This window comes from Streptomyces sp. NPDC028298 (assembly GCF_055565895.1).
Genome location: NZ_JBVHTL010000003.1, coordinates 551,141 through 564,105 on the forward strand (window position 1 = coordinate 551,141; position 12,965 = coordinate 564,105).

Annotated in this window: 11 protein-coding genes; 3 read left to right on the forward strand and 8 right to left on the reverse strand. The window is 72.2% G+C overall.

Going from position 1 to position 12,965, the window contains the following annotated elements; translation table 11 throughout:
- Window positions 1-110: 110 nt before the first annotated feature.
- The 3 genes from ACZ4TO_RS17595 to ACZ4TO_RS17605 all read left to right on the forward strand — a co-directional run bounded on the left by ACZ4TO_RS17595 (window position 111) and on the right by ACZ4TO_RS17605 (window position 4,807).
- Entirely contained in the window at window positions 111-2,159 is a 2,049-nt protein-coding gene (locus ACZ4TO_RS17595; protein ID WP_468024627.1) for a hypothetical protein, read from the forward strand.
- Between the two features lie 463 nt (window positions 2,160-2,622).
- Entirely contained in the window at window positions 2,623-3,378 is a 756-nt protein-coding gene (locus tag ACZ4TO_RS17600; protein WP_468024628.1) for an IclR family transcriptional regulator, read from the forward strand.
- A gap of 238 nt (window positions 3,379-3,616) precedes the next feature.
- Window positions 3,617-4,807, forward strand: coding sequence for a 4-hydroxybenzoate 3-monooxygenase (locus ACZ4TO_RS17605; protein WP_468024629.1), 1,191 nt, complete (start codon window positions 3,617-3,619; stop codon window positions 4,805-4,807).
- 61 nt (window positions 4,808-4,868) lie between these two features.
- On the opposite strand, the gene ACZ4TO_RS17610 is transcribed toward ACZ4TO_RS17605, so the two are convergent.
- From ACZ4TO_RS17610 to menC, 8 genes are all read right to left on the reverse strand, one after another.
- Entirely contained in the window at window positions 4,869-5,564 is a 696-nt protein-coding gene (locus tag ACZ4TO_RS17610; RefSeq protein WP_468024630.1) for a response regulator, read from the reverse strand.
- A gap of 4 nt (window positions 5,565-5,568) precedes the next feature.
- Window positions 5,569-6,801, reverse strand: a complete 1,233-nt coding sequence (locus ACZ4TO_RS17615; RefSeq protein ID WP_468024631.1) for a sensor histidine kinase — start codon at window positions 6,799-6,801, stop codon at window positions 5,569-5,571.
- A 25-nt stretch (window positions 6,802-6,826) separates the two neighbouring features.
- Window positions 6,827-7,705: a lysostaphin resistance A-like protein gene (locus tag ACZ4TO_RS17620; protein WP_468024632.1), complete on the reverse strand. Its 879-nt coding sequence runs from the start codon at window positions 7,703-7,705 to the stop codon at window positions 6,827-6,829.
- Window positions 7,706-7,869: 164 nt separating this feature from the next.
- Entirely contained in the window at window positions 7,870-8,595 is a 726-nt protein-coding gene (locus ACZ4TO_RS17625; protein WP_468024633.1) for a DUF6348 family protein, read from the reverse strand.
- Window positions 8,596-8,829: 234 nt separating this feature from the next.
- On the reverse strand, window positions 8,830-9,759 hold the full coding sequence (locus ACZ4TO_RS17630) for a S66 peptidase family protein (RefSeq protein ID WP_468024634.1): 930 nt from the start codon (window positions 9,757-9,759) through the stop codon (window positions 8,830-8,832).
- Between the two features lie 43 nt (window positions 9,760-9,802).
- Window positions 9,803-10,969, reverse strand: coding sequence for a M20/M25/M40 family metallo-hydrolase (locus ACZ4TO_RS17635; protein WP_468024635.1), 1,167 nt, complete (start codon window positions 10,967-10,969; stop codon window positions 9,803-9,805).
- Complete coding sequence (locus ACZ4TO_RS17640) at window positions 10,962-11,801, reverse strand: M55 family metallopeptidase (RefSeq protein ID WP_468024636.1); 840 nt, start codon at window positions 11,799-11,801, stop codon at window positions 10,962-10,964. The genes ACZ4TO_RS17635 and ACZ4TO_RS17640 overlap by 8 nt, the downstream gene beginning before the upstream one ends.
- Window positions 11,798-12,952, reverse strand: coding sequence for an o-succinylbenzoate synthase (menC, locus tag ACZ4TO_RS17645; RefSeq protein WP_468024637.1), 1,155 nt, complete (start codon window positions 12,950-12,952; stop codon window positions 11,798-11,800). The genes ACZ4TO_RS17640 and menC overlap by 4 nt, the downstream gene beginning before the upstream one ends.
- Window positions 12,953-12,965: the final 13 nt, after the last annotated feature.

The following is a 12,965-nucleotide window of genomic DNA, read 5'->3' on the forward strand; positions in this document are numbered from 1 at the left end:
GTCGGAGCCCTCCGAGTTGCCGCACGATCGAGCCCGTGTGGTGATTGCCGGGGGAAGGAGACCCGGACCGCCGAGCGCGTCCGGGCCGCGAATGCTGACGGAGGAGCGCGATGGCGAGGCGACCGGCCCAGGCGGCTCCCGCCGCGCAGGGGCGCGGCGGCGTCCTGAAGATCGTCGTCCCGTTGGCCGTGGTGCTTGTCGCCCAGGCCTTGCTGGCCTTGTGCCTCGTCAGCGCCCAACAGCTCCTGGTGCCGCGGAACATGCCCTTCGGCGTCTCCGGACCGCCCTCTCCCGTGGTCGCCGAGGTGGCCTCCCGAGCCGGACTCGACCTGACCTCCTATCCGAACGAGTCGGCGGTCATGGAGGCGGCGCGTCGGGGCGAGCTGTACGGCGCGTACCTCAGCACGAGTGCGTCCGACACCCTGGTCGTGGTCCCGGCCAAGAGCTTCTTCGCCCAGACCGAGCTGGAGCCGGCGTTCGTGGCCGCCGCGCACAAACTGCACCGGCCCGTCACCGTGCAGCAGGTCGCGCCCCTCGCCTCCAGCGACCCGATCGGCGCGGTGACGTCCCTGCTGCTGCTGCCCCTGCTGATCGGCGGTTATCTGGCCGCCGTGTTCGTCTTCAAGGCGGCCCACGGCGTGGCCGCGGCGCCGTGGCGGGCGGCCATCCTGATCGGGTACGCCCTGGTGGGTGCGCTGCTGACCGATCTGATCGCCGGCCTGGGGATCGGCGCGTACTCCAGCAGCCACTTCTGGCCGCTGCTGCCGTGCTTCTGGCTCATCACCTCGGCGGTGGCGCTGGCGGCCGCCGCGATGCAGGCGCTGGCGGGCAAATGGGGCACGCTCCTGGTGGCGGTGCTGTTCATCGCCGTCGGCGGTCCGCCCGCAGGGGGACTGGGCACGTACCTGCTGCCTGTCTACTGGCGCAACATCGGCGTGGTCCTGCCGCCGCAGAGCGCGGTCACCCTGGTCAACCGCGTGCTGTACTTCGGCGGGAACGACATCTCGACCCCGCTGGTCGTGCTGTTCCTGTACGCCGCCGCCGGAACGGCCGTCATCGCCTGGTTCGGCCGCATCCGCCCCGCCAGGTCGGCCTCCGCGGCAGGCGGTACGGAGACCTCGTCGGCCCCCGGTGCCGCGGCGAGCGCGCCCAGCCGCCGCCGTGCCGTGATCGGGATGGTCGTGGCACTCGGCATCTGCGCAGTCATGCAGTGCCTGTTCGCCACCACCTACATGAGCGCCGGACACGCCCCCAAGGCCTCCGACATGCCGTTCGGGGCGGTCGGCTCGTCGCCCGTGCTGACCGAGGCCCAGAAGAAGATCTCCCTGAAGGTCACCCGGTACCCGGACGAGGCCGCGGCGAAGTCCGCCATGGACGAGGCCCGCGTCTTCGGCGCGCTGGTCTCGTCGGGCGGGACGAACACCTTGATCGTGGTGCCGTCCATGAGCGACCTGGCGCCCCTCGACCTCGCGGTCCGGTTCGAGGAGGCGGCCCGTGGCACCGGGCAGAAACTGAAGGTCGAGCAGTACGCGCCGCTTCCGCTGGTGCCCAAGGACCCGTTCGGCCTGGTCCAGGCACTCATGCTCGTTCCGCTGCTCATCGGCGGATACATGTCCTCCACCCTGCTCATGGCCGCCACCGGAAGGGCGGCCGGCCGCTGGCGGGCCGCCCAGCTCGCCGGGTTCGCCGTGATCAGCGGTCTGGTCATCGACCTGATCGTCTGTTACTGGCTCCAGGGATTTCCCAGCAGCAAGTTCTGGATCACCTGGCCCATCGCCTCACTGATCGTCGCCGTGGTGGCCTTCGTCGCCGCGGTCCTGCAGAAGTTGCTGGGACCCATCGGCACCCTCGTGACGGTCATCGTGATCATCCTGCTGGGCAACCCGTCCTCCGGTGGCGCGAGCGGGGTGCCGTACCTGCCCGCCTTCTGGCGTGACCTCGGGCCGTATCTGCCGCCGCGCAACGGGTACATCCTGTTGCACCGCACCATCTACTTCGACGGCCACGGAACCAGCCAGGCACTGATCAACCTGCTGATCTATCTCGTCGTCGCCGCGGCGGTCCTCATCGTGCTCGACCTGCGTCACTCCGAGGCGAAGGTGCCCGCCGACGCCATGGAGGGCGCGGCCATGTCGGTGCCGGTCGGAGCAGTGCCGTAGGCGCTCCGGAGAGCCGGGTCGACGTGCGCCGAGGAAAGCATCTCGACCCACGCCGTGCGCAGAAGCAGATCCTCGGGCTCCGTGCTGAGGTGTCATTCCACGGTGGCGCGCAGTCGGTCCGCGCCCGTCCGGTCGCCCACGGAACAGCCTGTGATACAACGGGCGTCGACCGGCGGGAACCCCGCTAAGCACGCCAGGAGTTCCTCGACGCCGCCCTCGCCGCGGGAGTACCCGACGCGGCCCTCGCCGCCGACGTCCTGTCGCTGCTGACCCGCGGCTACCACGTCTCCTCCATGGAGGAGCCCGCCTACTGGACGGCCGAGCGGGCCGCCCGCGTCGCCAAGGCCGTGGTGGACGCCCTCGTCGAGGACTGAGGCGCGGCGCGCACCGACCCTGTCCGCTTCCAACTCGGAGACGAGCCAGCGGGTTTGGCGCGAGAACGGACCAGGAGTGAGGACAGACGATGGCGAACTCGACGTCCGGGGAGACGGTGGCCGAGCGGATCGTCCGCGTCCTGGAGACGTTCGACACGGACCGTACGGTGCAGACCTCGGCGGAGATCGCGCGGCGCGCGAGGCTGCCCTCGTCCACCGCGTACCGCATCGTCTCCGAACTGGTCGAGTGCGGGCTCCTGGAGAAGGACGCGGAGCATCGGGTGAGGCTGGGCATGCGGCTGTGGGAACTGGCCTTGCGCGGCTCCCGTGCCCTGCGGCTGCGGCAGACGGCCCTGCCGTACATGGAGCGGGTCCAGTCCCGGATCGGGGAGCACACCCAACTGGCGGTACTGGAGCACGACGAGGCCCTGTTCGTCGAGCGGCTGTCCCATCCGCGCGCCGGTGCGAACATCACCCGGATCGCGGGCCGACTGCCCCTGCACGCCTCGTCGTCGGGCCTCGTCCTGCTCGCGTTCGGTCCCGAGGAGCTGCGCCAGCGGGTCCTCCGGGGCCCGTTGGAGGCGGTTTCGCGGGACACCGTGACGGATCCGAAGCGGTTGGGCGCCGTCCTGGCCGGCATCAGGCGGGACGGGTTCGTGGTGGCACCGGGATCCGTGGAGACGGTCTCCACAGGCGTCGCGGTGCCGGTGCGCGAAGGGCGCGGGCCGGTGATCGCCGCACTGTCGGCCGTACTCCCGCGGGACACACCGCCCCGGCCCGCGGTCGAAGAGCTGCGGGCCGCGGCGGCCGGCATCTCGGCGGCGCTGGGCGCGCACCGGTCCTAGAGCGGGTCCGCGAGGTCGCGTCGTCCGCCCGCCGGGCGGGACTTCGCGGCACGCCCTGGCGCGCGACCGGGGCGGGACGACGTGCGCCGCCGCGGCAGGACGACCTCAAGTGCCTTGTGCCGCCGGTCGACGAAGGTCTGACGAAAATCCGCTTCCCGTTGAACGGGAATCGGCGTCGAAAGGCCGGGGCCGCCGACGACAGACTCCGTGCATCCCGACACGCGTCGAAGGAGACGACATGTCCGAACGCACCCGCGTCGCCATCATCGGCGCAGGCCCCGCCGGTCTGCTGCTGTCCCACCTGCTCGACCGACACGGGATCGAGTCGGTCGTCCTGGACTCCCGCAGCCGGGCGCAGATCGAGACCACGATCCGGGCCGGGATCCTGGAGCAGGGCACGGTGGAGATCCTCAGCGAGACGGGCGCGTCGGACCGCGTGCTCACGGTCGGTCAGAAGCACGAGGGGATCGAGCTGCGCTTCGGCGGCGAGCGCCACCGCGTCGACTTCGCCGCCACGGTCGGCCGCGGGGTGTGGCTGTATCCGCAGCACGAGGTGCTGAAGGACCTGGTCGCGGCGCGTCTGGCCGCCGGCCAGGACCTTCGCTTCGGGGTGACCGCGGAGCGGGTGGAGGACGCCGGGACAGCCCGGCCGCGGGTCGTCGCCAAGGACAGCGACGGCAACTCGGTCGAGATCGAGGCCGACGTGGTGGTCGGCGCCGACGGCTCCCGCGGTGTGGCCCGGGAAGCAGTCACCGGGGCTCTCGGCGGCTACTTCCGGGAGTACCCGTTCGCCTGGTTCGGCATCCTGTGCGAGGCGCCGCCGAGCGCCGAGGAGCTGATCTACAGCAACTCCCCGAACGGTTTCGCGCTGGTCAGCCGGCGCAGCCCCGAGGTGCAGCGGATGTACTTCCAGTGCGATCCGCGGACCGACCCCGAGGCGTACTCGGAGGAGCGGCTGTGGGAGCTCCTGCGGGCGCGGGTCCCCGGCGCGGCACTCCGCGAGGGCCGGATCTTCCAGCGGGACGTACTGCGGTTCCGCAGCTTCGTCGCCCACGAGATGCGTCGCGGCCGGGTCGTGCTGGTGGGGGACGCGGCGCACACCGTGCCGCCCACGGGAGCCAAGGGCATGAACCTCGCGGTCGCGGACGTCGTCCTGCTGACCGAGGCACTGCGCGCCCTGCTGCTGGACCGGGACGAGACGCTGCTCGACGCGTTCCCCGAGGCGGCCCAGGACCGCATCTGGAAGGCGCAGCACTTCTCCTGGTGGATGACGAGCATGCTGCACCTCCGGCCCGAGGCCGACGCCTTCGAGCGCCGGCGTCAACTCGGCGAGCTGCGCACGGTGGTGGAGTCGGAGGCCGGGCGGACCTACCTCGCCGAGGCCTACACGGGCTGGCCGCTGCCGGGGCGCGACGCGATCCTCGGCTGAAGCGTCACGTCGTGCTGGTGCGCCGCTCGGTCCCGGCCCGGTACGGCAGTGGCGGCTCCCGTCAGTCCTCCGCCGGGATCAGCCCGACCCGGTAGGCGAGGACCACCGCCTGGACCCGGTCGCGCAGGCCGAGTTTGGCCAGGATCCGCGAGACGTACGTCTTGACCGTCTCGGGGGTGATGAACAGCGCCGCGGCGATCTCCGCGTTCGACAGCCCCTCCGCGATCTGCCCGAGCACGTCCAGCTCGCGGGGGGTCAGCGCGCGCACGAGGTCGTCCCTGGCCGCCGACCGGGAGGTCTCGGCCGGACGCAGGTGTTCGGCGAAGTGACCGATGAGGTGGCGGGTGACGGCGGGCGCCAGCAGGGCCTCGCCCCGGGCGACCGTACGGATCCCGTTCACCAGCTCCGCGGGAGGCGCGTCCTTGAGGAGGAAGCCGCTGGCTCCGGCCCGCAGCGCGTCGTAGACGTAGGCGTCGACGTTGAACGTGGTGACGACCAGCACCTTCGGCGGGACCCCGGCATCGGGACCGGCCAGTTGCCGGGTCGCCTGGATGCCGTCGAGCAGGGGCATCCGGATGTCCATCACCACCACGTCGGGCCGCAGCCGCCGCGCGGCCTCCACCGCCGCGTGCCCGTTCTCGGCCTCCCCGACGACCTCGATGTCGGGCTGCGCGGAGAAGATGGTGACGTAGCCGGTCCGCACCAATGCCTGGTCGTCGCACACGAGTACACGGATGGGCTGCGGCGCGTCGCTCACGGGGTCACTCCTGAACGGGCTTCGACGGAATCGTTGCACGGACCTCGAACCCGCCCTCGGGCCGGGGTCCGGCCTCCAGTTCACCATCGAGCATCGACACCCGTGCACGCAGCCCGGCCAGACCGCGTCCGCCCGCCGGACCGGGCACGCTCGGGATCGGTTCGGTCGCCGGGGAGGCGGCGGGTGCGTCGGTCGTCACCTCGATCTCGACGTGCTCCTCGCGGTGCCGGACCAGGACGTGGGTCATCTGCTCGGACGCGTGCTTCATCGCGTTGGTGAGCGCCTCCTGCACCACGCGGTACGCGGCCAGCTCCACGTCCACCGACCGCGTCCGCCGCTCGCCGTGCTCACTGAACTCGACCCGCTGACCCGACCTGCGGGCCTGTTCGACCAGGTCCACCACCCGTCCCAGGGCCGGGGCCCGGTCAGCGTGCGCCGACCCGGCGACCGCTGACTCACCGGTCGCCTCCAGCACGCCGAGCAGGTACCGCAGTTCCGTCAGGGCCCGGCGGCCGGTGTCGCTGACGGCCGCCATTCCCTCCGCGGCCCGTTCCGGCGCGGACGTGAGCAGGAACTGCGCCGCGTCGGACTGGACCACCATGGCCGTCACGTGGTGGGTGACCACGTCGTGCAGTTCGCGGGCGATGCGTGCCCGCTCGGCGGCCGTGGCCACCTCGGCGGCCAGCCGCCGCCGCTCCGCCTCTTCTCCCCGCCGCGTCCGCACGGCACTTCCCACCAGCCAGATCGCGGCCAGCGTCAGATAGAAGGCGAGGTAGTCCGGGATCCGCTGCGGTGAGCCGAGCTGGTGCAGGACGACGGCCAGTACGGCGTAGGCCGCACTCGCCGCGACGGTCACGGCGCGGCGGAGGCCGACCTGATGGGCCCCGGTGGAATACAGGGCGAGATACAGCCCCACACTCCCGAACGTCGTGGCGAAGCCCAGCGCCTGGTGCAGGGCGAACGCGCCGGCGACGACGGCCAGACAGGCCGCAGGCCACCGGCGGCGGGCCGCCGGCGGCAGGGTCTGAGCCAGGGTCAGTCCGATGCCCAGGGCGCTCGCCGGCCGCTCGGGCAGATCGCCTATCTGCCCGCCGATGTTCGACAAGGTCGGCACGAAGGCCAGCAGAGTGAGCGTCAGCGCAAGGACGCCGTCCTTGACCGAGGCGTCGCGCGCACTCCACCAGCCGAGTGGAGTCCGGAGCAGCGGGGGACCCCAGGGTGCCTGACGGGACATCATCTCCTCTTCCTCCGACCGGACTTGCTCACCGCTGAGACTGACGTCGCGACAGCGGACCGCCGTTCCGGCGGGCGAGGACGATCATCCGGACGGTGATCAGCACGCTGAGGACGACGGGCACGATCGACGTCTCCAAGCCGAAGCCGCCGCCGTTCAGCAGGGCGGAGCCATGGACGTGGACGGTGAAGAGACCCTCGGGCGTGTGTCCGGAGACCGGGATGCCGAGCAGTTGCTCGGCGGTGTTCCAGGCGAAGTGCAGGCCCGCGACGAACCAGATGCTACGTCGCCACAGGAACGCGGCACCGAGCATCACGCCCGCCTCCAGAGCTATCGCCACCGCACTCCACGCGTTGGCTCCCGGAGCCCCCAGATGGGCGACGCCGAAGAACAGCCCGGTGATCGCGATGGCCGCGCGGCTGCCCCACAACCGCTCCAGAGCCTGCAAGGCGAGGCCGCGGAACAGCAGTTCCTCGGTGACCGCGGCGCCGATCTGCACCATGACCGCGGACCACACGACCGACACGAGGCCGTTGCCCGCCCAGGAGAACGAGTAGCCCCCGAAAACCGTGATCAGCAGTGTGGACACGAGGATGAAGCCCAGACCGACCCCGCCGCCGAGCAAGGCCTCCCGGCCGGCCCCGCTCCGGGCGATCTCCGGCGTGGACCGTCGTGCGACGAAGCGCATGACCGCCCAGTACACGGCCACCGCGGCGGCCGCTCCCAGCGCCGGCACCGGACCGGGGCCCGTCGCGGTCAGGCCCGAGACCAGGCCGACCCCGACGATGCCCGTCAGCATCCAGCCGAGCGGAGACCGGACGATCCGGCCGAGACGGCCGCCCCGGTCGTCGCCCTCCTCGTACGGGCCGGAGCCCGTGTCGTGCGGTGCGGTGGACCTCGTGCCCATCGTGGCCTCCCCTTGTGGTGGTGGTCGCAAGGTGGCGACCTGACGACCACGCTAGGGACGCGTCGACGTCCGCGAGTCACCCCCGGATGGACAGTCCCTGTAGCTCTCAAGGGGGATGGGCCCTCGCGGTCCGGCGAACGCCTGACCGTCGACCGAGCCGCGGCTCACGGTGCGAGGGGGGAGAGCAGCGCGTAGTGGCGAGCGACCGTGAACACCTTCGGCTCGGGGAGTTCCAGTGCCGCCATGGCGGCCGAAGCCGCCTCGTGGCGCTCCCCGTTGACCCGGATCTCGGCCTGCATCGCACCCGGCCGGCCGCCGTAGAAGACCTTGACCCCGTTGAAGTACGGCGATTCCAGCTCCGCCGTGAAGCTGTCCGCGATGCGGTGGAGCACGTTCGCGTCGAGCAGAGCGGTCTGCAGACGCCGGTTCTCGGCGCCGTCGAGCCCGAAGGCGATCGTGCCGGAGACGATCGAGTGCCAGCCCGGAACGCCGCGCTCGTCATCGGGTTCCAGGTGATCGGCGAAGCGTGAGCGGGGGTCGAGGAGTTCGAGCAGGCACGCGCCCGCCGTCTGCACCCAGACGTCTGCCGCCTTGCGGGCGTCGCCGGACACCGCCACGACACAGTCCATGAAGCAGGGGACATCCGGCTGGAGGCTCACGTCGGGCATCGCGACGAGGTCGTAGTGGCGGCCACCGCCGTGGTGGGGCGGCGCCACGCCCACCGCCCAACCGCTCGGGCTGCTCAGCGAATTGCCCTTGAGCTCGGCGTCCTGTGTGACACCGGGCGCGTACTCCTCCAGGCTCGCCTTGACGAGGGCGAGGAACTCGAGGTCGGACAGGCGCTCTTCGGACGGGCGATCCTTGCGCGCACGACGACGTATCCAGGGCATGTGGCGGATATTAACCGGTGCTTGATCGCGGAGGCTTCGGTTTTCCTCGCGGGATACGGACTCGATGTCAGGTCCGGCCCGTGGCACGGGGGAGCCGCGGCTGCACGGCAGTTCCCGCGCGACGGCCTCCCGCTCGGTTTCCGCCCCGCCCGGGGAATCCGGGCGGGAATCCGGGCGGGGCGATGAACCTGGCAACGGTGTCCGGAGGGTCGGTGTCGTCGGCGTGCCGGCGACTCAGGCGAGGACGGGATCCAGGAACGTGAGGACGCCCGCGTCGGCGTCGAGACGGGCCCGGGTGCCGATGGGGAAGGTCTGCTGGGGCACGCCGTGGCCGATGTCCGCGCGGGCCAGGACCGGGATGCCGAGGTCGCCGAGGCGGTCGTGGAGGAGTTCCTCGACGCGCTCGCGTGTACCGCAGTCGGTGAACGTGCCGCAGACGATGCCGGCCGCGCCGTCGAAGTATCCCGCGCGGCGGAGCTGGGTGAGGAACCGGTCGAGCCGGAAGGTCTCCTCGTCCACGTCCTCCAGCAGGACGATGCCGCCGCGCGCGGGCAGCGAGGTGTCGGTGCCCAACGAGCAGGCGAGCAGGGTGACCGTGCCGCCCAGGGTGACGCCTTCCGCGGTGCCGCCGACCAGGGGGCGGGAGTCGGGGAAGCGCAGTTCCTTGACGGAGGCCGGGTCGGTGAGCAGTGCGGCGAGCCCGTCGAAGTCGGCGCGGCCGGGGTGGAAGCCGCGGATGGCGGGCATCGGCCCGAACAGGCCCGCCCAGCCCAGCTTCACCGCCACCGCCTCCAGCAGCGCCGTGACGTCGGAGAATCCGATGACGGTACGCGGGGTGGGCGTGCCGATGGCGTCCCAGTCGACCAGTTCCAGGGTGCGCTGGGCGCCGTAGCCGCCGTTGGCGCAGAAGACGGCCGTGAACGCGGGGTCGGTGAGGGCGGCGGTCAGGTCGCGGGCGCGCAGCGCGTCGTCTCCGGCGAGATATTCGCCGGTCGCCCGCGCGGAGGCGAACACCTCGGGCTGGAGGCCGAGCCCGCGCAGCGACTCCAGGCCGGTCTCCAGGTTCTCCTGGTCGGTCGGTCCGCTGGCGGCGATGACCGCGACGCGGTCACCGGGCTTGGGTGCGGCGGGGCGGACGAGACCCTCGGAGGGCAGGGTGGGCATGGGGATCCTTGGGGAGAGTGGGTGGTGAACGGCTGAGGCAGGGTCAGTGGCTCTGCAGGTACGTGGCTATGAGCGCCGCCCGCTCCAACAGGGAGGCCAGCGAGGCGTGTTCGTCCTCACCATGGGCGCCGGCGCCCGCAGGGCCGAGGCCGTCGACCGTCGGGATGCCGAGTGAGCCGGTGAGGTTGGTGTCGCCCGCGCCGCCGGAGGAGCCGAGGGGCAGGTCGAGGCCCAGGCCGGCGGCGAGCGTGGTCAGTTCGGCCGCCAGGGGGTTGGCCGGGTCCATCGCCCAGGCCGGGCGGTGGGACAGCGTCTCGGCGGACAGGACGGCCCGCCGCCGTACCGGGGTCGGCTCCGACAGGGCCGACAGCAGGGCGCGTTCGGTCTCGGCGGTGGCGTAGCGCAGGCCGATCTCCGCCTCGGCGTGGTCGGCGACCACGTTGGCACGGGTACCGCCGGTGATCGTGCCGACGTTCAGCGCGGCGTCGGGCAGGGCGGCGGCCGTCGCCCGCAACCCGGCGAGCTGGTCGACGAGTTCGTCGATCGCGGAGACGCCGAGGGCGGCGTCGAGGCCGGCGTGGGCGCTCACTCCGCGCACGCTGAGCCGCACCCGGGCCACCCCGCGTCGGCCGATTTTCAACGCGCCGCCGGGCAGGGGCGGTTCGAGGCCGAGCACCGCGTGGGCGCCCTCGGCGTGCTCGGCCACAAGGCGGCTTCCGTCGGGGCTGCCGATCTCCTCGTCGTTGACCACCACGAGGCGTACCGGACGCCTGGGCGTGGCCCCCGTACGGGCCAGCAGGTCCATGGCCAGTTCCACGGCGACCAGGGAGCCCTTCATGTCGAAGACCCCGGGGCCGGTCACCGTGTCGCCGTCCTCGGCGAGCCTGAAGGGGCGCCGGGCGACCGTCCCGGCGGGGAAGACGGTGTCGCTGTGGGCCACCAGGAGGGTGTGGCCGTTGCCTGGATCGTGGTCCCGGGACGGCGTCCCGCGGCCGTCCCAGTACGCCACCAAGTGGTCGCCGCCCGGTCCCGGCGGCCGTTCGACGCGGTCGGCGGTGGCGGCGAGGCCCGCGGCCAGTTCTGTGCCGAACACGGCGGCGCGGTCCGCGTCGCCGGACGGAGTCTCCAACGCGACCAGGCGTTCCCAGCGTTCGAGCACCGGGTCGCCGAACGTGCGGGCCAGGGCGAGGAGTTCGGCGGGCTCAGCCATAGCAGTTCTCCACGGCCGAGGTGACCACCCGGGTCAGTGCGCGGAAGCAGCGGATCGCCTCGTACATCGTCGGCAGCGTGAACCGTACGGTCAGCGGGTCGGTCTGGACGACGCCGGGGATGTAGCTGGCGGCGGGTGCCAGGTGGGCGGCGTCGAAGGACACCTCGTAGGTGTAGCCGTCGGCGGGCGGGGCGAGCGGGCCGGTGGGCGCGGGCAGCGAGGTGAGACCCTCACGGGCGGCCTCGGTGATCCGGGCGGCGCTCACCTCGGGCGGCAGGCAGATCGCGGAGTAGCGGTCCACGCAGGTCTTGACCACGGCGTGGGCGGCGTGCGGCGCCCAGTCGCGGGCGTCCTCGCAGCACAGGTCGTCGCCGGTGACCAGGATTACGGGGACGCCGTACTCGTCGGCGAGCAGCGCGTTCATCCGGCCCTCGGAGGCAGGCTCGCCGTTGATCCGCACCGCGGTGATGGTGTTGGGCAGATAGGTGTGGGCGAGCACGCCGGGCTGGCCGGCGCCGGTGTGGTAGCCGACGAAGGCGACCGCGTCGGGGGAGCGGTCGACGCCCTCCATCATGCCGAGCGGCTTGTGCGTGCCGATCAGCAGCGTGGCCCGTGTGTCGAGCCGGTCGAGGAGCAGGTTGCGCTGGTCGGAGTGGGCCTCGTTGACGAGGATCTCGGTGGCGCCGGCCGCGGCGAATCCGGCGATCGCGGCGTTGACGTCGGCGGTGAGGAACTGCCGGTTGTACTCCCAGCGGGCGTGGCCGGGCTCGCAGTCGTCGGGGAAGGTGACGCCGGTGACGCCCTCCATGTCGGCGGAGATCAGGACCTTCATGCTGCTTTCCCCTCAGGGGTGGTGAGTTGGGCGCGGGGACGGATGGTCCAGGTGCGGACGGTGTGCCGGCCCAGTTGGCCGAGGTCCACGTCGAGGCCGATGCCGGGCCGGGAGCGGGGCACGGCGACCATGCCGTCCACGGCGCGGATCGGCGGCGTGACGATGTCCCGCCGGTAGTACTTGTCGGAGCCGGAGACGTCCGAGGGCAGGGTGAAGCCGGGCAGCCCGGCGAGGGCCAGGTTGGCGGCCCGGCCGATGCCGAACTCGTGCATGCCACCGCACCACACCGGCACTCCGGCGTCCAGGCACAGGTCGTGCACCGTCTTCGACGGGCCGAGCCCGCCGAGCCGGGACACCTTGATGTTGACGACGTCGGCCGCGCCCAGGTGCAGCGCGGTGCGCAGCACGTCCGGGGTGGTGACCGACTCGTCCAGGCACACCGGGGTGTCCAGGCGGGCGGCGAGCCGGGCGTGGGAGAGCAGGTCGGAGGCGGCGTACGGCTGCTCGATCATCAGCAGGCCGCGGCCGTCCAACTCCGCCAGTACGGCCTCCTGTTCGGGCCGGTAGGCGGTGTTGGCGTCCACCTGGAGGGCGACGCCGGGGAAGGCGGCCTGGACGGCGCGGACCGGTTCGAGGTCCCAGCCGGGACGGATCTTCAGCTTGACGCGGCGGTAGCCGTCGGCGACGTGCCGGGAGACCTGCGCGAGCAGCGCGTCGATCGTCGGCTCGATGCCGAGGCTGACCCCGGCGGGCACCGCGTCGGCGCCGGCGCCGAGCACGTCGGCCAGGGGCTCGCCGCGTTGCTGCCCGTACAGGTCCCAGCAGGCCATGTCGAGGCCGGCGCGGGCGAAGTGGTTGCCGCTCACCTTGGCGGTGAGCCGGGCCGCGTCGTCGGGGTGGTCCCAGGGCCGGCCGAGCAGCATCGGGGCGAGGTACTGGCCCAGCACCTGCCAGCAGCTCCAGGTGGACTCGTCGCAGTAGTACGGGTCGGTCGGCGAGGCGCACTCGCCCCAGCCGACGCTGCCGTCCTCGGCGGTCGCGCGGACGACGATGTGCTCCAGGTACGACTTGCGGTGCGAGCTGGTCTCGAAGGAGTGGACGAGATCGAGCCGGACCAGCGCCAGCTCGATCTCGGCAAGGGTGACGGTCATGTGGGGTCGTCCT